Raw genomic sequence first — 20,767 nt, 5'->3', positions numbered from 1 at the left:
TTATCTCAATTCTGCACCTAATTTACTCTCAAAATTGCTTTGTAATTGATGCATCACTTTATCTACAACTTTATCCGTTAGTGTTTTATTTTTATCCTGAAATGTAAAACTTACGGCATAACTCTTTTTGCCAGCTGGTAAGTTTTTGCCTTGGTAGACATCAAAGAGGTTAACGTTTTTAAGCAGTTGTTTTTCAGTTTGCTCCGCAATTTTATTAATGTCATCAAAGGTTATCTTTTCGTCTATTAAAAGTGCAAAATCTCGGCGTACTTCAGGGTATTTAGGAATTGCAGTAAATTTAATTTTATTTCGTTTCGCAACTTCAATGATAGTATCCCAATTAAAATCTGCAAAAAAGACCTCTTGAGAAATACCAAAATGTTTCAAAACTTTTGGTTTTACAATGCCAAAATCGACTAAAACCATTTTTCCTTGTGATAACTGAATACCTTCAGAAAATAGATCATTCTTTACGGCCGCTTCTCTAAAACGATTAATACCTAAGCGTGCCAAAGCACTTTCAACAGTCCCTTTTAAATGGAAAAAAGAAGTGTTTTCACTTTGAGTCGTCCAGCGCTCTTCTGCTTTATTACCTGTAATAAATACCGTTAGGTGCTTATGCTCTTCACGGCTACCGTTATAATCATGATAGGTTTTGCCAAATTCAAAAAACTTTAAATCACTTTTTCTTCGGTTAATATTGTAAGAAATGGCTTCTAAACCTGAGAACAATAACGATTGACGCATCACTGATAAATCATTACTCAATGGGTTTAACATGGTCACATTGTGCGCTTCCTTTAATTGCTCACTTAAAGCAATGTAATTTGGAGTCGTTAATGAGTTCGCCATAATTTCATAGAACCCTTGAGCCACTAATTGATTACCAACAATGTTTTGTAATTTGTAGTCTTCAAACTTTGAAGCGTTAGATATAGAGGCATTTAATTTAGTATTGGTTTCAATATTATTGTAACCATATACACGAAGAATTTCTTCAATAACATCTGCTTCACGCTGTACGTCATTTCTATAGGCAGGTATGGTTAAACCTAAACCAGTTTCTGTGACGTTATTAACTTTAATTTCTAAAGACCATAAAATACTTTTAATGGTTTCTTTTGGTATTTCCTGACCTATAAGTTTAGCCACTTTATCAAATGAAATATGTACTTGAAAGTCTTCAATTTTTGTAGGATACGCATCAGAGATTTCACTGGTAATTTCTCCTCCAGCAACCTCCTGTATCAATAGTACTGCTCTTTTTAAAGCATATTCTGTTATGTTCGGGTCAATACCACGTTCAAATCTAAAAGAAGCATCTGTGTTTAAGGCATGACGTTTCGCTGTTTTACGAACACTTACTGGATTGAAATAAGCACTTTCTAAGAATATATTTATGGTGTTTTCTGAAACTCCCGAATGCATTCCACCAAAAACACCAGCAATACAAAGTGGTTTTTCGGCATCACAAATCATTAAATCATCTTCGTGCAATTCACGTTCAATCCCATCCAAAGTGGTAAATTTTGTACCGCTTTTAAGGGTCTTAACTTCTATTTTATTACCTGAAATTTTATGTGCGTCAAAAGCATGTAACGGCTGCCCTAATTCATGTAAAACATAATTAGTAATATCCACAATATTATTTTTTGGCGATAAGCCAATGGCTTTTAAACGGTGTTGAATCCATGCTGGGGATTCACCAACTTTAACACCTGAAATAGTGACACCACAATAGCGAGGCGCTAACGCTTTGTTTTCAACGTTCACGTCTATTTTTAATGTTCTGTTATTCACATTAAAGGAACTTACAGATGGTGTTATTAATTCTAAATTAATGTCTTTGTGAAGGAAACCTGCTTTTAAATCGCGTGCTACACCAAAATGACTCATGGCATCCGCTCTGTTTGGGGTTAAGCCAATTTCAAATACCTGGTCATTTTCTATTTTAAACAATTGGGCAGCAGGGGTTCCAACAATAGTGTCTTTTGGTAATACCATAATACCCTCGTGAGATTTTCCTAGACCTAACTCATCTTCAGCGCAAATCATACCATGGCTTTCTTCACCACGAATTTTACCTTTCTTTATGGTCCAGGCTTCACCTTCTTCAGTATACAGCGTGGTTCCTATAGTTGCAACAGGTACTTTTTGTCCCGCAGCCACATTTGGTGCACCACAAACAATTTGTACTGTTTCTGTTCCAATATTAACCGTTGTTACTTTTAGCCTGTCTGCATTTTCATGTGGCGTGCAAGTTAAAACTTCACCAACAACAACACCTTCTAATCCACCTTTAACACTTTGGTAGGTCTCTAAACCTTCGACTTCTAAACCTAAATCGGTTAATAATTCGCTGGTTTGTTCTGGTGTCCAATCTATCTTTAAAAACTGCTTGATCCAGTTATATGAAATCTTCATTTATAGCATAATTAAGAGCGCAAAGATAATAATAGTTAAGGGTTCATGAAATTTTAAAATTAGCTTTTATTTTAAAATTAGTTGTTAACAGCTTTTTTGTGTGTAAAACACTTGTTTACAAATAGTTAAGCTCTTGTTGTTATTAAGTTAAATAACACATAACATTAAAATAATAGTAGTCATAGAATATTGCAATATCTTGGTGCAAACAACTGATACACAACTATAACAATGAAAATCAAATTACTTATTTGCTGCCTGTTATTATCTGGAATAACATTCGCACAAGTCCCATCGTATTATAATGATGTAAATCTTTCGCAAAGTGGAACGGTTCTTAAAGACAATTTATCAGTTAAGATTACGAGCACGCACACCACCTTTTTAAGTTACACACCTGGTGTTTGGGAGGCGTTAAAGCAAGCTGATTTAGACCCAAATAATTCAAACAATGTTTTGTTAATTTATGGCTATAGTGATACTGATAATACGTTTAAGACAGATAGAACCAGAAGTAAAGACAGTAACGGGGGTAATATTGGATTATGGAATAGAGAACATAGCTATCCTAAATCCTTAGGGTTGCCAAACTTAGGAACCACTGGTCCTGGAAGTGATGCCCATCATTTACGTGCTAGTGACGTACAGATGAACGCTGACAGAGGCAATAGAAAATATGCAGATGGTAGCGGTAATGCTACAATTACAGCGCAAGGTTATTTTTATCCTGGAGATGAGTGGAAAGGTGATGTTGCACGTATGATGCTATTTATGTACTTGCGCTATGGCGATCGTTGCCTGCCTAAAAATGTTGGAGTAGGTACTGCGATATCTGGTGATGCTAATATGATTAATTTGTTTTTAGATTGGAATGTTGAAGATCCCGTAAATGCTTTCGAAGATCAAAGAAATCAGGTTATCGCAGGAATACAGGGTAACCGGAATCCGTTTATAGATAATCCTGCATTCGCCACTCAAATTTGGGGTGGTCCACAGGCCGAAAATCGATTTGGAACTGGAACTGATGGCGGAACTAGTACAGCTTCAGAATTATTCATTTCTGAATATGTAGAAGGGTCGTCAAATAATAAAGCGATTGAGATTGCTAACTTTACAGGAAATAGTGTTAACCTCTCGGCATATAGTTTAAGAAAACAAACAAATGGCTCTGGTGGTTGGAGTAGTGGTTATGCTTTAATTGGTTCTGTTTCCAATGGAAATGTTTTTGTAGTTGCAAATTCTTATGCTTCTACTGCACTAAAAAATAATGCAGAAGCAATAACGACCAATGCTGCTTTAACTTTTAATGGAAATGATCCTGTTGGACTCTTTAAAAATGGTGTTTTAATAGATATTATTGGAACCTTTAACGGTGGTAGTTCAAACTTTGCTATTAATACAACACTCAGACGAAAACCTAGTGTAGTCGCCCCAACACCGAATTATACCATTTCACAATGGACGCCTTATAATCAGGATACATTTTCAAATGTTGGTTCACATACTGTTGCTACTGGTTCAACAACTCCATCTCTGACTTATTGTAGTACAAAAGGCAATAGTGTTGCAGATGAATATATTGATTTTGTGAGTATTGGAGGCTTCTCAAATAGCTCTGGTGCTAACGGTGGTTATAAAGATAATACAAATTTGGTTGGTAATGTTAACTATGGCTCAAATACCATTGTATTTAGTACGGGATTTTCTGGTCAGGCCTATACTGAGTTTTGGAAAGTATGGATTGATTTCGATAAGAACGGTAGTTTTGAAAGTAGTGAAGCAGTGGTAAGCGGTTCGTCATCGAGTGCGAATAATTTATCTGCAAGCTTCACTATTCCTTCATCAGCACAATCTGGTAGAACACGCATGCGTGTGTCAATGAAATACAACGCAACACCTAGTCCTTGCGAAACCTTTAGTTATGGTGAAGTCGAAGATTATACTTTAAATATTGGTGCTAGTTCTAAAGTATTAGAAGTTATAAAAGGAGATTTAGAGTTGGAAGATGAAGCACCCTTATATGAGGTTAGTCTGTTAGATCAATTCAATGGGTTAGCGGTTAAATTGAAAGATAAAAGGGTAGTTAATTACAGCATTTACAGTGTAGCAGGACGTTTAGTCGCTAAAGGTGTATTTTCACAAAACTTAAAACTCAGTACCTTAGAATCTGGTTTGTATATCATTCTTATTCATGATGGACAGCGTACGATTCAAAAGAAATTTTTAAAGCGGTAAATCTTTTTAATTTAATATCTCACTTAATTGATAGAATAGAGCTTTTATTTAACTATCTTTAATTGTTATAGATATGTTAAAGTTTGATAGCAAAAGGCTAAAAAGAGAACGTAAACGTATCTATAAGGAACAGAATCATTAAAAAAAACTAACTATTTATGAAAAAATTAAATTATGTATTGTTTTTTGCATTAGGATTATTCTTTGCGGGAACTCAGATTGCAGTAGCTCAGGAAGAAGAAAAAGAAGAAACTGTAATTGAAACAGAATCTGTAGAAGTTAAAAAGGTTGTTGCTGCTGATGCTGACACCGAAACAGAAACTACTACAATAACGACAATTAAGACAGAAACTGAAGTTGAGGAAAAGTCTGAAACGCCAGAAAAAGTTAATGGCGAAGGCACCAAAGAAGATTTAGAGGATGATGAATTAGAAGATGATGACAACAACTAGTCAAAAAAGCATCCATTAAGAAAAAAAGATATTGTACCCTCACAATGTCTTTTTTTTTAAAACTTACTTTCCAAGAACTTAAGTTTATTGCTTAACATTATTAAGAATTCTATTGAAAATCAGTTACTTTAAACACTATTAAAACCTTAATATTTATGAAAACAATTTTTAAATTAGCATTAGTCTGCATACTTTTTACAGTAACGTCTTGTAAAGACACAAAACAAGAAGAAGCAGAAACAGAAGCCGCTGTAGAGCAAATTGAAGCCATTGAGGCAGAAACAGAAGAAATTATGGAATCTGTAGAGGAGAATGCCGAAGAACTAAAAGAAGAATTAAACGAACTTGACACCCAATAAATTATGAAAATTATAAACTATAAATTAATAGTGCTGGGACTTTTTGTTCTGGTAAGCTCAGTATCTTTTGCTCAAAATGATATGAAAGACAAAGCAAAAAAGGAAAAAGTTGAAAAAGCACAGAAAGAAGAGCTTAAGGATCTAAAGGAAGATATTAAAGAGGAACGCCAAGAGATCAAGGAAGAAAATAAAGAAATGCGCGAAGCTGTTAAAGAGGAACGCAAAGAAGAACTTGAAGCCATGAAGCAAGACCACAAGGAGGTGAAAGAAAAGATGAAGGATCAGTCTGATGATTATGGAGACGACCTTGATGATGATAATAATGGTAATGCCTATGGGAAGAATAAAGACGGTCTAAAAGGAAAGGAATTTGGGCAATACAGAGCGGCTGAAGCAAAACAAAAAATTGAGCGTGGTAAAGCTAAGATTGAAGACAATAGAAGGCTGATAGATAATGGTAGAAACAAATTGGCAGAAGCTATCGAGCGTTTTGAACTGCAAAAAGAAACTGAAAAGTTAACAGAAGAACAAATACAACAACGTGAAGAACGTTTTAAAAGAGTACAGCAATTATTAACCGAGCATGAGGCTAGAGTGAATAAAGCACAAGAAAAGTTAGTAGAAAAAAACGCGAAACTCTCTCAAGTGTATCAAGTAGAAGAAGAGTAGATTGGTTTATGATTAAACGAATAATAAAAAGACGTTGCGAAAGCAAGGTCTTTTTATTTATTATAGACTATTTATTATTGAGTTAAATTAAAAAAATAATAAAAAAAAATATAAATATAAATTGCGTGCTATTTGTGAGTAAAATAAAGTTAAATTAGTAGCTGTAAAAGGGTTATTACTAATAGTACTAAATATTTTAATTATGAATAAAAGTAGACTAATACAACTATTAATATTATTTTGTATAGCGCCATTTGTGCTTACAAATTGTAGTAAGGATGAAGATAGGACACTACAAATAGCACCAACTTCTAAAGTTTTTGATGGAAACGTCATCCTAAATTCTCAAGCGCAACTTGATGATTTTACTGCCGAAAACTATAATATTATTAGTGGTGACTTAACAATTGGTTTTGATGCCAGTTCTTCTCAAATGTCAGATATTACAAATTTAAGTCAATTTACAGCATTAACCGGAATTGGAGGCAAGTTAAATATATCAAACAATCCTTTGCTACCCAATCTTGAAGGGTTAAATAATTTAAATTTTGTAAGGGGTTTAGAGTTGAGAGTTAATAATATTATAACTTCAATTTTACCATTAAGCAATGTGTTAGCACTTCAATCTCTACAAGTTGAAGATAATGAAGCACTAAAAAACTTAGATGGATTAATTGGTGTTGAAACGATATGGGAGTATGCAGTAATTAGAAGAAATAATTCTATGTTAAACCTTAACGGTCTTGATAATTTAACGACAATTGAAGACGGTATATTGAATATTACAGAAAGTCCGGTTTTAACTAATATTAATGCCTTATCTAGTTTAGAAATGATAGCAGGAGATTTAATTATAAATTACACAGGTCTAACAAGTTTAAATGGACTAGAAAGTTTAGATGTTTTAGAAGGAGATATGTTTTTTCAATTTAATCCAGAATTAAATAATGTGTGTGCTTTAGAAAATTTAGTTATCCAAAATGGTTATTCAGGAGAAATATTTTCTATTGGAAACTTATATGTTGCAAGTGTGCAAGATATTATTGATGGAAATTGCACTAATTAACAATTGAAAGGTTTACAGTCAATAACTATAATTAATATTGAAGGGAGACAACATATACTTACAATTAGAAAAAAAGAATGGCGTCTTGTCGTACTTTTATTTTGCGTAAATTGTCGTTATTTCGACTACTATTTTAAAACAAAACCATGCGATTTATTTTTTTATTCAGTTTGGCAATGCTACTATTTTCTTGTCAAGAAAGAAACACCAAAAAATCTCTGTCTCTAGGTAACTATAGAGCTGAACTACAAGTTAATGATACCGTTGTATTGCCATTCATCTTTAAAGTAAAAGACGCCAATCATTTAACCGTTTTTAATGCTGAAGAACAGATTAAAGTCGATGAAATAACCTATAAAAACGATTCGGTATTCATAGAAATGCCCGTATTTGAAGCTTTATTAGCCGCAAAGATGGAAAACGAAACACTAAACGGAAATTTTATTATTGCGGGTAAAGAAAGAATAATACCTTTTGCAGCAGCGAAAAAAGACACCCGCTTTGATGTTACTTCAAAAGCGGAAGTGAATATTTCTGGAAACTGGGAAACTGTTTTCAGTCCTGACACAGAAGAAGATAAATATAGTGCCAAAGGCATCTTTAAACAAAATGGAAACCTGGTTACAGGTACCTTTAGAACTGAAACTGGTGATTACCGTTTTTTAGAAGGTGTAGTAAACGGAAACCAACTGAAACTCTCAACCTTTGATGGCGCACATGCCTTTTTATTTATTGGTACAGTCACCGATTCTACAATTAACGGCACCTTTTACTCAGGAAACCACTGGAAAGAACCTTTTGTAGCAAAGCGCAATGACACCTATGAATTAGCAAGTGCTGATGATTTAACGTATTTAAAAGAAGGTTACGATAGTTTGGCATTTACCTTTCCTGATGCAAATGGTAATCTGGTCTCATTAAGTGACGCGCGTTTTACAGATAAAGTGGTATTGGTACAAATTATGGGAACCTGGTGCCCTAACTGTTTAGATGAAAGCAAATATTATGCTGAGGTATATAAGCAGTATAAAGACCAAGGTTTAGAAATAGTAGGTTTAGCTTTTGAGTATGCTAGAACCAACGAAAAAGCCTTTGCAAGTATTAAACGTTTGCAAGATAGAGTAGGTATAGAATATCCAATTTTATTAGCGCAAACAGGAACCACTAGTAAAGTAAAAGCACAAGAGAAATTACCGATGTTGAATCATGTATTAAGTTACCCAACGACTGTTTTCGTAGACAAAACAGGAAAAGTGCGTAAGATTCATACTGGTTTTAATGGTCCGGCTACAGGTGAAAAGTTCGTGGAATTTAAGGAGGAATTGAAAAGCTTTGTTAGTACATTGTTAGATGAGTAGGTTTCTGGATAGCGCTTAGCGCTGCCTTGATAACAATCGTATTATTGCTATTTAATAAATGTTAAGTGACTTTAGCGAGCTTGTTTTCTGCCTTTTGGAGCTATTTATTAGGGTTTTAAATAATAAGTTTTGTGCTTGCGCAACATACTATACATGTTATAATTAGTATTAAATATAGTTAGTACTTCTCATTAAGATGCTTTGCCAAATAAGCACTCATACTAAAACAGCCTTGTAGTAAATAGCCCCCAGTTGGTGTGTCCCAATCCAGCATTTCACCAATGCAATATTGATTTTTAATGGATTTTAATTGAAAATACTTGTCTATGGCATTTAGGTGTACACCTCCTGTTGTAGAAATAGCGTCGTTTATTGGTGCTGTATCTGTAATTTCCAGATGAAGATTTTTAATGTGTTGCACAAGCAATGGAGAATTTAAGAACTCTTCTTTTGGTACATAATGTTTTAAAATTGCTATTTGCGTAGTACTTAATTTAAGTGATTTTCTTAATATTTCTGTAGTGTTTCTCAGCGTACTTGCTTGTATTTTTAAAAGTACTTCATCTGCATTTAAAGCGGGTTTTAAATCTATAAAAACAGATGCTTTTTGTTTGTCGTTTAATTCCTTTTTTATCTGCGGACTTAAAGCATAGATAGCATTGCCTTCTAAGCCAAATTGTGTTAGAACAACTTCGCCTTTTTGAGACTTGTTTTGGCAACTAATGGCTATGTTTTTTAACGGTGATCCTTCATGCTTTGAGATAAAATTGGAAGCCCAATTAATGCGATAGGCACAATTTGAAGCTTGAAATGGAACCGTATCAATGCCTTTTGTTTTAAAGGGCTTTAACCAACCACCATCAGAACCTGTGACTTTCCAGCTACTGCCACCAAGAGCAAAAATGATGAGATCAGATTGTATTTCTGTAGTTGTATTAAAAAGAAGCGTGTTGTTTTCGCGCCATCCAGTCCAGGTAAAATTATACTTAATAGTGATATCTTGCTTATTTAAAACTTCTAGTATGGCATTTAAAACTTGAATAGGTTTAATGCCTTTTTCGGGATAGACGCGTTTGCTACTGCCTACATAAGTTGGAATGCCAATTTTGGCGAGCCAATGGCGTAAATCGGTATTGTTAAAGAGGCATAAAGCCTCTTCAATAAAGGGATAAGGTGTATAGCGTTTAATGAGTTGGGTGATAGTTTCAGAATGGGTTAAATTGAAGCCGCCTTTTCCCGCAACCAGAAATTTCCGACCAACCGATTTGTTTTTTTCGTAGATGGTGATATCAAATTTTAAAGGGTCTAGAAAAGCTGCGAGTAGCAATGACGATGGACCACCTCCAATAATTGAAACAGATTTCTTCATAAGGTAATAATACCGATTATTATTTAAAATGAACCTAATAAATTTTTATTATCGTGTAAATACTAATTCAAAGCATAACATGAGATACGCTTTCTTTTATATTGAAATACGGGGGTAATAAAAGCAAACTTAATGCTGTGTTTTAGGCTGTTATTGAATACACTAGTTGGGTTTCATTTTTAATCACAAGTAATTTCACTAAAAGTGGTTGCTCCCGTGGCTTCATTTAGAGTGTACTCTGTTTCTTTAAATAGTATAAATTTATCAATAGCTTGACCAAACGAGCGACCAGAAACTGCCGTGTTATAGATTCCAGGAGCACTAAACACAACATAGATTTGGTGTGCATCATTATCTGAAGTACTTGATTGCCATTTAAAATCAAGGTCGGTACCACTTCTGTATATTTTAAACCAACCGGCAGTCGAAGCACCATTTGGTATAGGTGTTTTTCCTAGTCCTGCAGGATAAACAATACTACCGTTTTCTTTTTCACCGTAGAAATCGTCGGCATCAGGAAATCGTAACCAAGAGTCGTTAGATTCTGTTCCATTTGTACCTTCTTTAACGGCAGAGCGCCAGATAAATCTATAAGTACCTGGATTAGTGATTTTTAATTTAAAGGAAGCCAGTCCGTTTCCAGGAGCACCAAAACTATTAGCTCCAGACCACAACTTATAGCCATTCCCAGTAGCGTTAGAAAGTTCCTCAATTAATGCCCATTCGGTTTCAAATACGGTGTTTTCGAATTCGATAAGCAGTAACGCTTCTTGTTATGAGAACACAAAATTAATAGGCTCATTACTGGTTGCTAGATCTGGATCTGTTTCAGTATTAGTCCCCGTAGTTGTGTCCTTAGGTATGTTATTAGAAGAATCGCTACATGAAAGAATACAGATAAAAAATAAAACAAGGAATACGATTGGTAAGAAAGGCTTTTTCATTTAAAATTGGGGGTTAATTTGGGGATTGGGTATGCAGCTAATTTTATAAATTAAAACGTTACAATAAGATTTAAAGGTGTTATGAAAAAGAAATAGGCTCTGCATTACTGGTAAGGGTGGAGTGCTTATATACCGTTTAATTCTATTATCTCAATGGGATGGTAATTTGATTTTGTTTAGGGTAAAAGTCATCTCCGAAATAGCACCGGTAACCTCATTAATCCTGGAATTTGTAAAATACAGGTAATTCTCAAAAAGACTGAACGTATCTGCCCACTTAATCTCATTCCCTTCAACTAACGTATAAATAAGACCTTCAGGTGTTCTGTATTGTATTTTTTGCTGCTCTAAATCTGCAAAATATAACCGTCCGGTTTGGTCGAAAATCATGCCGTCGGGAGCTCCTGTTTTGGCTACAAAAGATACGTGTTCTTCGATATTGCTTTTATTTGCGGCGCTTAATACCTCTGTACTAATCGCATATAAACTATATCCTGTGAGCGCATGATAATACAGCCTATTGTTTTTAGTATCTAACGCTATACCATCAGAATGCACCGTGTTTTTCCAATTTTTATCACCAAACGTGAGATAGGACATTTCTGCACTGGTAGAGCTATGATCGTTTAATACCCTTTGAGATTTACCCGAATCCATTTCGAGTATTACTAAACCAGCGTGGCCAGAATCTGTAAAATAAATTTTATTATTTTTCTTATCGATACGAAGATCGTTTATATAGGAGTCAGGGTGGAAACTGTTTTTATCAAGAACGTAAGTTTTTATTAACGCGTCAGTACTCAAGTTAAAAACAAAAACCCGAGGCGCGTCTAGAACATTTTTAAATAAAGCACTTCTAGTATCCAAGACGTAAAGATTATTTTCAAAGGCAACAACCGATTGTACACCTACAAATTTATCAGCAAATACAGGTTGTCCAATCTCCCAAGAATTCCAATAGGCATTGGGGTAACTTTCTTTGGTTTTATCTGGTTTGATTTCAATAACAGAATTGGTAACCCCTTTTCTCCATCGTGGAAAGTTTACAAAAACACGTCCCGAATGAGACACAGTAACTCCAGTAACTTGTTGGCCTTTAAATGCAGCAACTTCTATAATTTTTTTAGCAACGCTGTCTGTTTGGGGAACAATGACCGCTTCAGGTTTAGTAGAATACCCTTGTCGGCAAGATCCAGTAAGTAATACTAATGTAAATAATAGGATAATCTGTTTCATGTCGTTGTTGATTATAATAATTAGTCATACGTATGGTATGCTGAGTTTCTATTGAGAATAGGCTCCAGAAGAATAGGTAAGTTCATAACTGTGGGTGTATATTTCAAATACAATTCCAAAAGGATCTTCCACATAACACATTTTAAAGGGCTTTTCATTTGGGTAGTATTCCCTAATAGGCATTCTTTGCTTGCCTCCATAAGAGACTATTTTATCAATTAATGCTTCAATATTAGGGTCTTGTATGCAAAAGTGAAAAAGGCCAGTATTAAAAGGATTGAATTCAGGAGCTTCTTTTACGCCATGAGGAAACGAAAATAATTCGACTCCAATTCCGTCTGAGGTCGAAAGATGTGCAATTTCAAAGCTGTCCCAAGCGTCTCCAAAAACGTCAATACACATTTGTCCGATAGCAGTCTCTTTTTCCTTTTTGACTAGTGATGGGGACATGATAATATACCATCCCATAACTTCTGAATAGAAATTTACAGCTTCTTTGATATTAGGAACAGTGATGCCTATATGTGAAAAAGATTTTGGATAATTTTTTTTAGTCGTCATAGATTTTTATTTAGATTACAAAATTAGGTTAGAGTTGTCCACATCGTAATAACTTACTAAAAAGTAATATACTTACCCAAAAGAGTTAAATTCTGATTTACAGTAAATTAAAAGTAATATTTTGAATAAAGAAATTAATTGTCCCTTAAATTATACGATGAATTTAATTGGTACTAAATGGAAACCATTGGTTTTGTTTCATTTATTAGACGGCGCTTTGCGTTCTGGGATATTACAGAAAAAAGTTCCAGAAATTTCCAATAAAATGTTTACACAAACAGTGAGAGAATTGGAGAAGGACGGTCTTATTTGTCGAAAGGTATATGCTGTTGTTCCACCCAAGGTAGAGTACGCCTTAAGTAAGAGAGGGGAGTCGCTAGAGACTATTTTAAGACGTATGGACCAGTGGGGGTTAGAAGATAATAGAAATTAATCCAATGAGTCGCTGTGCTCTTTAATAGCTTAAATCATTCCCTTGATTTCAAATCCTTTTATGCTCTGATAAACGGGGTCACACCTATTCTCTATTTTATTTCGTAATCATCAATTATATTTCTAATGCCTTCTTGATAAGAAGTCACTTCAAAATCGGGAAATCTATTCTTAAATTTTGATGAATCAAAAATGTTATCGATGGTATAACGCGGAAGTAGCTCTAGTGTTTCTTTGATGTTTTTACTAAAAAGCGACGCTATTTTTAATGTAAAGGAAGGTAATCGGTTATATTTTATAGGTCTACCTAATTGTTTTGAAATTTCTTTCATTATGCCTTTGTAAGTAAGGCGATGGTCGTCACAAGGAAGGTGCCAGGTTTGTCCATAGGTTTCTGGTGTATTTCCAATCAAAGCCATTGCTTTACTGGCATCAGGTGTGTAAATTAAAGTTCGCAACACATCATCTTTCAAAAGCACTTTTGGTTTTTTATCTGCTTTTAACTTTTCAAAAATGAGCGTATTAGTAATACTCTGTGTTTTGTCCGGTCCATAGAATTCAGGTGCTCTGCATATTACAGCCTTAATTTCTTTTGCTTCAATGGCATTCAATAACATTTGAGTAGCTATTTTTTTAGCTTTACCCTTTTTTCCTTCCGATGTTAAAGGTGTCTTTTCTTTTTGAATTTTGGTATCTTGAGGATAGGCATAAGTGTTGTCAAAGTAAACAAGTTTACAATGGTTTACTTTACATCCTGATATTACATTTTGCATAATTTTTGGCCAATCTCTTAGCCAAACTTTAGATTTATAAGGAAGTCCAACAGTTAAATATGCAATTTCAGAATTTTCCAAAGCTTTATTAACATCTTCGGGGTTTAGTAAGTCTCCTTTAAATAAAACATCGTCATGATTAACTTTTTTTGGATGTCGTCCAACTAACTTTATTTCACTTGTGTAATTGGTTCTTAATTCTTTTGCCAATCCTTCTCCAATAATCCCATTTGCTCCTAAAATAACCTGCATAGTCTGTTGTTTTTTTATAACTCCCACTAATCTACTGATAAAAAAGTGTTTCGTTAGTTTTATTCTGCATGAAGACAAGTTAATTTTTAGAATTTGAAATCTAATGATTGTGCGTATTGAATTGAATAGCACTTATTAACACCGTTTTTATTCATGAAAAGCTAGCCTAGATTAGGCTATTGAATTTGTATTAAAACAAACAGTGATATCATGGCTTTATGAGTACTAGTTATGGGCGAATGTCATCTTGGGAGTATTCTTATCCATTTATTAAGCTTATTTATTAATTGGAGCACTTCAGCTAATTTAATGTTTTCAGAAATTAATATTTCGATGAGTTTTTCTATAATCTGCTTAGGCTTGAAGAAAATCTTGATAGGATATTTTAATAAACATGATTTGCTCTGAAACTTGAGTAAAGACTTCATCTTTTGTTATTAGAATCAATTCCAATTATACAATGCCATGTTTTAAAACAGCATAATTTTAATCAATATAGTTGAGATGTAAAATGACTATTTGAGATAATAATTAACAGGACTTAGGTCTGTTTTAATACACCGTTCTTAAAATTTTCTTTTTCTCAATTATAAAAAACAATTCTTTTCCTAGTCTAGGTTTAATAGAATTGTGAGCTTCTTCCATAATTTTGGTATCAAAATAAGGCCTAAAATATTCTAAATACTCTTTTTTACAGCCTCCAAAAGGGGGATGTGTATCATTTAAAGGCACATTAAAAAGTAAGCCGACTACTTTTCCGTATAGATTTAACATTTCAAATGCTCTAGCTGCATAAGCTGGTCTTAGATTAGGATTAATAGCACAGAAAAAGGTTTGTTCTACAATTAAATCGAAAACCATGTCAACATTAAAAAAGTTGTTTTGGATAAGATGAGATGATGGAAATGAAGGGACTCGCGTTTTTAAATTTTCAAGTGCTGTTTTAGATAAGTCTACAACATACACGCTTTTAAAGCCTTTGTTATGAAGGTATTCTGCCTCATAACTATTACCACCTCCTGGAATTAAAATTTTAAGATTCTTATTAGATAATTGATCAAAATAGGCTTTTAAAGGCGGAGAAATCTCTCCTAAATCCCAACCGGTATCACTTGTTTTATATCTATTATCCCAAAAAGATTCGTTTAAATCCATTAGTAAGATCCTGTAATTATATTAATTAATTCGTCTTTTTGAAGTACTCCAGATGGTCTGTAAACTTGCTGTCCTTTTTTAAATAATAATAGTGTTGGTAAACCTTTTGCTTGATACTTTGCGGCTAGTGCTTGATTTAAAATGGGGTTCATCATTTTACATGGGCTACACCACTCACCAAAAAAATCTAATAAAACGGGAGTGTCTTGATTTATTATTTCTAAAAATTCATTCATGTTAGACTTAATTTTCCGGTTTAAAAGTACAGTTCCAAAAACCTTTAACCTCATTTACTTCATAGTCTATAGCTTGGTCTTAAGGATATAAATTATTAGTTTTTTTGTGGGATACCCGTGAGATCCTCAGTGCATTGTATTAGTCGTGATTGGATAATACAGTCTACTTTGATATCCAACGAGCCTACAATTGGTTTTGGTCCTTTGCTGTTTTTAATTATAGTTTAAAATGCCTCCTTTTAAATCATAGATTTCTATAAAACCCATTGCTGCTAATTTATTTGAAGCTTGTTTGCTTCGGCTTCCACTTCTGCAATAAATATAAACAGGTTTTTGTTTGTCTAATTTACTAAATTCTTCATTGAACTCTCCTGAAAAGAAGTCTATGTTTTTTGCGTTTTTTAGGTGTCCAGATTTAAATTCATCTGGCGTTCTAACATCTATTAAATGTGCCTTTTTATTTTCGATTTGTGTTTTAAATTCCATAGGATCTAAAACTTTAATTGCGCTACTTTGAGGTGTCTTAGCACCAAATAATGTTATAAATATTGACATGATTATTATGTATTTCATTTTAATTATTAAAAAATTATTAATGCAAAATTAAAGAATATAAAAATATTGTTTAGTAACCTATGTTACATGAGAAGTAGGTAAGGCTTCCTAAAATAGAGACAATAATAAATGAAGAAAAGAATAATTGATTGGCGTTTTAAAATCCACCAATTTTTAGTAATGCTTTTGAATAATTCTAGCTCATAAAGAATAACCAATAACCAATAATGCAAGTATTTATAATTAACGACCTATAGATTGTATGATTATTAAACCTCTTTCCCTTTTAACATTTTGTTCCAATATAAATAGGGAAGCATGTATTTCTTTAATAGCCATAGTCTCCAATGTTCCTTAGAGCTATCAAAAATCAATAGCTGTTTTAGTTTTGGATCTGGCGTAAATTTCTTAGTATAATCAAATTCTGCCAGAACCATTTTTCCATAACCAGTAATAAATGGACAAGAGGAATACCCATTATATTTCTTTGAGCTCAATTTTTGAAATTCAATTAAATTTATGATATTATTGACTACCACAGGTGCCTGTTTTCTAATGGCAGCTCCCGTTTTGGAAGTAGGAACATTACAAACGTCACCTAAACTAAATATATTCGGGTATTTTTTATGTTGTAGAGAATACGGGTTGACATCCACCCAGCCAGAATCATCCACTAAAGCGGATTTTTTTATAAAATCAGGAGCGGTGTTTGGTGGTACTAAATGAAGCATATCATACTTGATACCTACTAAACCGTCATTCTTAGAAGTCTCTAGCGTAATAGGGTTGTGTTCTTTTGATCTGGACTAACAGTGAACCAAGCTATTTGCTTATCACTTTCAATTTTTTTTAATTCCCAACTAAACCTAATATTGATTTCTTTTCGATCTACAACTTCCATTAGGGTTTTAGCAATTTCAGGAACTGGAAAAATACTGTCTCCTGAAGTTGCAAATACGACTTTAGTTTTACTTTTAACACCCGCTTTTTTGAAATGGTCGTCTGCCAGATACATGATTTTTTTGTGGCGCACCGCCGCATTTATAAGGTTTAGGTGGCTGTGTAAATAGTGCAACACCGCCTTTAAAATTTTTAATAACCTCCCAAGTGTGATTAGGGTTTGTATAGTTGCTACATACAATACCTTTGTCTATCGCTTCTGTTCATCCTTCAACTAGAGTGGTCTCTAATTTTAAACCAGGAGCCACTATCAAATAATCGTATGTAATAGTGTCATTTTCTGCAGTGATAACCGTATTATTCTCAGGCTCAAATGAAATTGCTTTGTCTTTTATCCAGTCTGCTGGAGCAGGGATGATCGCGGTCATGGGCCTTTTTGTTTTTATAGTCGTAAGTCCCTGCACCTACTAATGTCCATGCTGGCTGATACCAGTGCTCTGAAGAGGGTTCAATAATACCAACATGTAATTTTGGGTTTTTTTTGAGGAGACTGCTTGCGGTCATAATACCAGCTGTTCCACCACCGATGACTAGTATTTGATAATGATTTTTCATCTGTCTTTATTTTTATAGTAAGGTGCTTGGTTCTTTGTATTGCGAAAGATTGAATTTGCCTGTCTCTTTGATGGCTTTTATCCCCCCTTTTATATCAATTAAATTATGATACCCCATGGATGCTAGTATCGATGTAAATACCATAGAACGATAACCGCTTTTACAATGCACATAGTAAGTCTTGTTTTTATCTACTTTTTTTATACTATTTTTTAGATAATCTAAAGGAGTATTTATTGCATTATCAATATGTTCACTATTGTATTCGCTGGCTCTACGTACATCCAAGATATTAATGGCCTCGTTTTTTATTCTATTGGCCAAATCTTCGGCAGTTATAGATTTAATGGTTTTAATTTCTTTTCCTGCAGCTTTCCAAGCCTCAATACCGCCTTTTAAATAGCCCAAGGTATTATCAAACCCTATTCTGGCCAAGCGCGTGACCACTTCTTCCTCTTTTTCTTTATCTGAAACAATAAGGAGCGGTGTGGTAATGTCAATGATAGTAGTACCAACCCAATTAGCAAAACTTCCATCTATGCCTATGTTATAAGAGCCTTTGATAAAACCTTTGCTAAAGGTTTGTGCTTCACGAGTGTCTAGAATAATTGTTTTAGGGTCTGTAATGGCTTTTTCAAAAGCATCTATACTCAACGCTTTTGTGCCTTTTTCGACGATGTTATCAATACTCTCGTAGCCACGTATATTCATGAGTACATTTTGTGGAAAATACCCAGGAGGAGGTGTAAGACCAGTAAGAACAGCATCTATAAACTCTTCTTTAGTCATGTCGGCACGTAATGCATAATTTGTTCTTTTTTGATGTCCCAAGGTATCTGTTGTTTCATCACTCATCATTTTTCCACAAGCACTTCCTGCACCATGACCAGGATAAACGATAATAGCGTCATTTAAGGGCATTATTTTATTCCGAAGAGAATCAAACAAAAGAGCCGCCAATTTTTCTTGCGTGAGCTCTGCAATAACTTTCTGTGCAAGATCTGGACGACCAACATCTCCTATAAATAATGTGTCTCCAGAGAAAAGAGAGGTTGCTTCACCGTTTTCATCTATAAGTAAATAACAACTGCTTTCCATTGTATGACCGGGCGTATGGATGAGTTTAATTTTAGCATTACCCAACTTGAATTCCTGACCGTCTTTACCTGAAATAAAATCAAACCCAGTTTCCATTGTGGTTGGACCATAAACAATTTGGGCTCCAGTTTTTTTAGAAAGGTCTATATGGCCAGAAACAAAATCGGCATGAAAATGCGTTTCAAATACATATTTTATTTTTGCGTTTCGGTTGTTAGCCATTTCAATATAAGGAGCTACTTCACGCAATGGATCTATAATAGCAGCCTCACCATTACTTTCTATATAATAGGCACCCTGTGCCAAACAACCGGTATAAATTTGTTCTACTGTCATAATTATTAGTTTGAATTAATTTTACTTAAAGGTATGCCATACTAAAATAAGGCACAGTAACTTAGGTTACAAACCTCGTAAATACTATCACGAAAAAAAATGATAATAGTCAGTCAAAGATTTCATCTGTCTAGAAAGTTCTTGTGAAAAGTAAAAAACATAAAAGAACAGAAACGACCTAGGTTATTTTATGTCTCAACTTTTTAGAATAATTTTATCGTTCACTGTTAATCGATTGTGGAGCATTGCCAATTAGCGTTATCTCTTTAAATCTAGTGAGCAGAATGCAGGATGGCCTATCGCTTATTTTTAAGGATTAAATTTTTAGAGGATAAAATTAAAACGGGAAGCACCCTGTCAGACTATTTCTGACCGTTGTGCTATTGGTTTAGAAAATGATTTATAAAGAGACTATTCAAAAATTACTTAAGGAAGCTTTTCATAATGCTCACTTGTAATTGGCCTACTAACGAAAGCGCGACATCGGCGTTTAGTAAAACTAATCCATAGCCCATTTTAGTGAGTTTGCAATCGTTTATAACGTCATGGTTTCGCTGACTAAAGACAGGCATAAAATGCCTGCGTATTTCTAGACCGGATGATTTTGCTGCTTTGATGGCCTTGAGCACTGCTTTTGAAATCTGCTTGGGAGATAACCCATAATCTAATAAATCGCTGGCGAGATAATGCATTTGCATACTGTAGTAAACATCCCAAAAATTCTCAATAGAATCTATGGGGGTATAGCTGCTCTTATAAATTGAAATTTCCATATTAAGTAGTATTCAAATTATTGTTTAAAGCTTTTTTACGTTATAACAAACATTTTTTTTGAATTTGCTTTTGGGTTTAAAATTGCTTTATTTAAAATACCTGTTTGAAAAGCTTTCTTTTAGATTTTTTTTCACCTCTTTTAAAAGTTTTTCAACGTCCTGAACACTACTGCTTCTTATCTCAGCAATTTCTTCTAACGTAAACTGTTGATTAGTAAACAAATCAAAAATGGTGTGCATTGCTAATGGTAAGTGATGTAGTGCCATATTTATATGACGATTAATTTCTTCTTCACTTAATGTTTTGTCTAATTTTTCAGTCAATTCCTTTTCATTATCCTCTATAAAAACATGATTTAGCGTATAATCATGTTTTTGATATGAACGATCATCTAAGTCTTCGATCATAACAAAATCACCGTCACCATCTGTACTATAATTTTCAAGCATGGCATCCCATTCTGGTTTTGAGTAATCGTCTATGTTCTTAAAGAACAAATTATCAAATTCTTCTTCTACAATAACATCTTCTAATAATTCATTCGTTTTTTTGAATAACCATAAGTAGAAATCGTTTTCTTTTTTAATGGCGTCGATGTGGTCATAGACTTCAATAAAAAGCTGGTCTATAAATTCGTTAGGGTTGTGTTTTCCTTTTGAGAAATGCCCTTTTTTTATCGCTACATTTAACCTTCCGTTGACATACTTTCTAATTTCAGGTATTATTTCGAGGAATTTTTTATTAAAAGTCGCTTTATCATCAGCTTTTTTATGTGTAACAAGTTCCTGAAAGGTGTTTTCAACCAATAGGCGATACTCTTTTTGCTGTTGGTAATAGCTGATAGTGCTTTTCATTTGTTTTTTTATTAAAAGTTAACTTAAAGATGCAATTATCTTAGGCGTGATAAAATGACATTAGTCATAAAGTCTCCAGTTTTTTTAAAGTATTTAAAAGAATAAATAGCTGTA

24 protein-coding genes are annotated in these 20,767 nt (G+C 33.8%); 7 read left to right on the top strand and 17 right to left on the bottom strand.

What is annotated here, in order from left to right; translation table 11 throughout:
* Nucleotides 1-2,424, bottom strand: a complete 2,424-nt coding sequence (pheT, locus tag GQ46_RS03990; protein WP_044398567.1) for a phenylalanine--tRNA ligase subunit beta — start codon at nt 2,422-2,424, stop codon at nt 1-3.
* Between the two features lie 231 nt (nt 2,425-2,655).
* Here pheT and GQ46_RS17050 point away from each other — a divergent pair, with 231 nt between their 5' ends.
* The 6 genes from GQ46_RS17050 to GQ46_RS03955 all read left to right on the top strand — a co-directional run bounded on the left by GQ46_RS17050 (nt 2,656) and on the right by GQ46_RS03955 (nt 8,563).
* Nucleotides 2,656-4,659 (top strand): endonuclease, encoded by a 2,004-nt coding sequence (locus GQ46_RS17050; RefSeq protein WP_052503400.1) that lies wholly within the window; start codon nt 2,656-2,658, stop codon nt 4,657-4,659.
* A gap of 158 nt (nt 4,660-4,817) precedes the next feature.
* Entirely contained in the window at nt 4,818-5,111 is a 294-nt protein-coding gene (locus tag GQ46_RS03975) for a hypothetical protein (protein ID WP_044398565.1), read from the top strand.
* Between the two features lie 155 nt (nt 5,112-5,266).
* Complete coding sequence (locus tag GQ46_RS03970) at nt 5,267-5,470, top strand: hypothetical protein (protein ID WP_044398564.1); 204 nt, start codon at nt 5,267-5,269, stop codon at nt 5,468-5,470.
* Between the two features lie 3 nt (nt 5,471-5,473).
* Nucleotides 5,474-6,139: a hypothetical protein gene (locus GQ46_RS03965; protein ID WP_156133096.1), complete on the top strand. Its 666-nt coding sequence runs from the start codon at nt 5,474-5,476 to the stop codon at nt 6,137-6,139.
* A 202-nt stretch (nt 6,140-6,341) separates the two neighbouring features.
* Nucleotides 6,342-7,205 (top strand): hypothetical protein, encoded by an 864-nt coding sequence (locus tag GQ46_RS03960; RefSeq protein WP_044398562.1) that lies wholly within the window; start codon nt 6,342-6,344, stop codon nt 7,203-7,205.
* 146 nt (nt 7,206-7,351) lie between these two features.
* A complete protein-coding gene (locus GQ46_RS03955; protein WP_044398561.1) occupies nt 7,352-8,563 on the top strand; it encodes a peroxiredoxin in 1,212 nt (403 codons plus the stop codon).
* A 178-nt stretch (nt 8,564-8,741) separates the two neighbouring features.
* Here GQ46_RS03955 and GQ46_RS03950 read toward each other — a convergent pair whose 3' ends face one another.
* From GQ46_RS03950 to GQ46_RS03935, 5 genes are all read right to left on the bottom strand, one after another.
* The gene (locus GQ46_RS03950; RefSeq protein ID WP_044398560.1) at nt 8,742-9,932 is read right to left on the bottom strand and encodes an aminoacetone oxidase family FAD-binding enzyme; all 1,191 of its coding nucleotides are present in this window, start codon (nt 9,930-9,932) and stop codon (nt 8,742-8,744) included.
* Nucleotides 9,933-10,111: 179 nt separating this feature from the next.
* Nucleotides 10,112-10,606 (bottom strand): hypothetical protein, encoded by a 495-nt coding sequence (locus GQ46_RS03945; protein WP_044398559.1) that lies wholly within the window; start codon nt 10,604-10,606, stop codon nt 10,112-10,114.
* Between the two features lie 99 nt (nt 10,607-10,705).
* Nucleotides 10,706-10,876 carry a hypothetical protein gene (locus GQ46_RS17545; protein ID WP_156133095.1) on the bottom strand — a complete coding sequence of 57 codons (171 nt, stop codon included), beginning with the start codon at nt 10,874-10,876 and terminating at the stop codon, nt 10,706-10,708.
* Nucleotides 10,877-11,026: 150 nt separating this feature from the next.
* The gene (locus tag GQ46_RS03940) at nt 11,027-12,112 is read right to left on the bottom strand and encodes an L-dopachrome tautomerase-related protein (protein WP_044398558.1); all 1,086 of its coding nucleotides are present in this window, start codon (nt 12,110-12,112) and stop codon (nt 11,027-11,029) included.
* Nucleotides 12,113-12,160: 48 nt separating this feature from the next.
* A complete protein-coding gene (locus GQ46_RS03935) occupies nt 12,161-12,673 on the bottom strand; it encodes a VOC family protein (RefSeq protein ID WP_044398556.1) in 513 nt (170 codons plus the stop codon).
* 157 nt (nt 12,674-12,830) lie between these two features.
* On the opposite strand from GQ46_RS03935, the gene GQ46_RS03930 reads away from it, so the two are divergent.
* A complete protein-coding gene (locus tag GQ46_RS03930; RefSeq protein WP_044398554.1) occupies nt 12,831-13,106 on the top strand; it encodes a helix-turn-helix domain-containing protein in 276 nt (91 codons plus the stop codon).
* A gap of 91 nt (nt 13,107-13,197) precedes the next feature.
* On the opposite strand, the gene GQ46_RS03925 is transcribed toward GQ46_RS03930, so the two are convergent.
* The 11 genes from GQ46_RS03925 to GQ46_RS03885 all read right to left on the bottom strand — a co-directional run bounded on the left by GQ46_RS03925 (nt 13,198) and on the right by GQ46_RS03885 (nt 20,653).
* Nucleotides 13,198-14,130: an NAD-dependent epimerase/dehydratase family protein gene (locus GQ46_RS03925; RefSeq protein WP_044404508.1), complete on the bottom strand. Its 933-nt coding sequence runs from the start codon at nt 14,128-14,130 to the stop codon at nt 13,198-13,200.
* A 552-nt stretch (nt 14,131-14,682) separates the two neighbouring features.
* Complete coding sequence (locus tag GQ46_RS03915; RefSeq protein WP_044398550.1) at nt 14,683-15,285, bottom strand: SAM-dependent methyltransferase; 603 nt, start codon at nt 15,283-15,285, stop codon at nt 14,683-14,685.
* Nucleotides 15,285-15,521, bottom strand: a complete 237-nt coding sequence (locus tag GQ46_RS03910; RefSeq protein WP_044404504.1) for a co-chaperone YbbN — start codon at nt 15,519-15,521, stop codon at nt 15,285-15,287. The genes GQ46_RS03915 and GQ46_RS03910 overlap by 1 nt, the downstream gene beginning before the upstream one ends.
* Nucleotides 15,522-15,734: 213 nt before the next feature.
* On the bottom strand, nt 15,735-16,094 hold the full coding sequence (locus GQ46_RS03905) for a rhodanese-like domain-containing protein (protein ID WP_231567321.1): 360 nt from the start codon (nt 16,092-16,094) through the stop codon (nt 15,735-15,737).
* Between the two features lie 251 nt (nt 16,095-16,345).
* Complete coding sequence (locus GQ46_RS18105) at nt 16,346-16,807, bottom strand: FAD/NAD(P)-binding oxidoreductase (protein ID WP_304413374.1); 462 nt, start codon at nt 16,805-16,807, stop codon at nt 16,346-16,348.
* Between the two features lie 41 nt (nt 16,808-16,848).
* Complete coding sequence (locus GQ46_RS18100) at nt 16,849-17,109, bottom strand: hypothetical protein (protein ID WP_304413373.1); 261 nt, start codon at nt 17,107-17,109, stop codon at nt 16,849-16,851.
* Between the two features lie 130 nt (nt 17,110-17,239).
* A complete protein-coding gene (locus GQ46_RS18095; protein WP_304413379.1) occupies nt 17,240-17,404 on the bottom strand; it encodes a hypothetical protein in 165 nt (54 codons plus the stop codon).
* Nucleotides 17,346-17,540 carry a hypothetical protein gene (locus GQ46_RS18090; protein ID WP_304413378.1) on the bottom strand — a complete coding sequence of 65 codons (195 nt, stop codon included), beginning with the start codon at nt 17,538-17,540 and terminating at the stop codon, nt 17,346-17,348. The genes GQ46_RS18095 and GQ46_RS18090 overlap by 59 nt, the downstream gene beginning before the upstream one ends.
* Nucleotides 17,541-17,603: 63 nt before the next feature.
* Nucleotides 17,604-19,025: a rhodanese-like domain-containing protein gene (locus tag GQ46_RS03895; RefSeq protein WP_044398546.1), complete on the bottom strand. Its 1,422-nt coding sequence runs from the start codon at nt 19,023-19,025 to the stop codon at nt 17,604-17,606.
* A 422-nt stretch (nt 19,026-19,447) separates the two neighbouring features.
* Nucleotides 19,448-19,798 (bottom strand): hypothetical protein, encoded by a 351-nt coding sequence (locus GQ46_RS03890; protein ID WP_044398544.1) that lies wholly within the window; start codon nt 19,796-19,798, stop codon nt 19,448-19,450.
* Between the two features lie 87 nt (nt 19,799-19,885).
* On the bottom strand, nt 19,886-20,653 hold the full coding sequence (locus tag GQ46_RS03885; RefSeq protein ID WP_044398542.1) for a sigma-70 family RNA polymerase sigma factor: 768 nt from the start codon (nt 20,651-20,653) through the stop codon (nt 19,886-19,888).
* Between the last annotated feature and the right edge of the window lie 114 nt (nt 20,654-20,767).

Origin of the sequence: Lacinutrix sp. Hel_I_90 (assembly GCF_000934685.1) — a bacterium.
Lineage (GTDB): Bacteria > Bacteroidota > Bacteroidia > Flavobacteriales > Flavobacteriaceae > Lacinutrix.
The sequence above is the reverse complement of the archived record's forward strand: the minus strand, read 5'-3'. Positions and strand labels throughout refer to the sequence as shown.

Excerpts from the sequence above, each read along its gene's own strand:
- GQ46_RS03905 (WP_231567321.1), bottom strand. The coding sequence starts at position 16,094 with ATGAAATACATAATAATCATGTCAATATTTATAACATTATTTGGTGCT.
- GQ46_RS03925 (WP_044404508.1), bottom strand. The coding sequence starts at position 14,130 with ATGCAGGTTATTTTAGGAGCAAATGGGATTATTGGAGAAGGATTGGCA.
- GQ46_RS17050 (WP_052503400.1), top strand. The coding sequence starts at position 2,656 with ATGAAAATCAAATTACTTATTTGCTGCCTGTTATTATCTGGAATAACA.
- GQ46_RS03895 (WP_044398546.1), bottom strand. The coding sequence starts at position 19,025 with ATGACAGTAGAACAAATTTATACCGGTTGTTTGGCACAGGGTGCCTAT.
- GQ46_RS03915 (WP_044398550.1), bottom strand. The coding sequence starts at position 15,285 with ATGGATTTAAACGAATCTTTTTGGGATAATAGATATAAAACAAGTGAT.
- GQ46_RS03965 (WP_156133096.1), top strand. The coding sequence starts at position 5,474 with ATGAAAATTATAAACTATAAATTAATAGTGCTGGGACTTTTTGTTCTG.
- GQ46_RS03890 (WP_044398544.1), bottom strand. The coding sequence starts at position 19,798 with ATGGAAATTTCAATTTATAAGAGCAGCTATACCCCCATAGATTCTATT.
- GQ46_RS18095 (WP_304413379.1), bottom strand. The coding sequence starts at position 17,404 with ATGACCGCGATCATCCCTGCTCCAGCAGACTGGATAAAAGACAAAGCA.
- GQ46_RS03940 (WP_044398558.1), bottom strand. The coding sequence starts at position 12,112 with ATGAAACAGATTATCCTATTATTTACATTAGTATTACTTACTGGATCT.
- GQ46_RS18090 (WP_304413378.1), bottom strand. The coding sequence starts at position 17,540 with ATGACCGCAAGCAGTCTCCTCAAAAAAAACCCAAAATTACATGTTGGT.
- GQ46_RS03910 (WP_044404504.1), bottom strand. The coding sequence starts at position 15,521 with ATGAATGAATTTTTAGAAATAATAAATCAAGACACTCCCGTTTTATTA.
- GQ46_RS03930 (WP_044398554.1), top strand. The coding sequence starts at position 12,831 with ATGAATTTAATTGGTACTAAATGGAAACCATTGGTTTTGTTTCATTTA.
- GQ46_RS03955 (WP_044398561.1), top strand. The coding sequence starts at position 7,352 with ATGCGATTTATTTTTTTATTCAGTTTGGCAATGCTACTATTTTCTTGT.
- GQ46_RS03885 (WP_044398542.1), bottom strand. The coding sequence starts at position 20,653 with ATGAAAAGCACTATCAGCTATTACCAACAGCAAAAAGAGTATCGCCTA.
- GQ46_RS18105 (WP_304413374.1), bottom strand. The coding sequence starts at position 16,807 with ATGCTTCATTTAGTACCACCAAACACCGCTCCTGATTTTATAAAAAAA.
- GQ46_RS03950 (WP_044398560.1), bottom strand. The coding sequence starts at position 9,932 with ATGAAGAAATCTGTTTCAATTATTGGAGGTGGTCCATCGTCATTGCTA.
- GQ46_RS03935 (WP_044398556.1), bottom strand. The coding sequence starts at position 12,673 with ATGACGACTAAAAAAAATTATCCAAAATCTTTTTCACATATAGGCATC.
- GQ46_RS17545 (WP_156133095.1), bottom strand. The coding sequence starts at position 10,876 with ATGAAAAAGCCTTTCTTACCAATCGTATTCCTTGTTTTATTTTTTATC.
- GQ46_RS03970 (WP_044398564.1), top strand. The coding sequence starts at position 5,267 with ATGAAAACAATTTTTAAATTAGCATTAGTCTGCATACTTTTTACAGTA.
- GQ46_RS03975 (WP_044398565.1), top strand. The coding sequence starts at position 4,818 with ATGAAAAAATTAAATTATGTATTGTTTTTTGCATTAGGATTATTCTTT.
- GQ46_RS03960 (WP_044398562.1), top strand. The coding sequence starts at position 6,342 with ATGAATAAAAGTAGACTAATACAACTATTAATATTATTTTGTATAGCG.
- pheT (WP_044398567.1), bottom strand. The coding sequence starts at position 2,424 with ATGAAGATTTCATATAACTGGATCAAGCAGTTTTTAAAGATAGATTGG.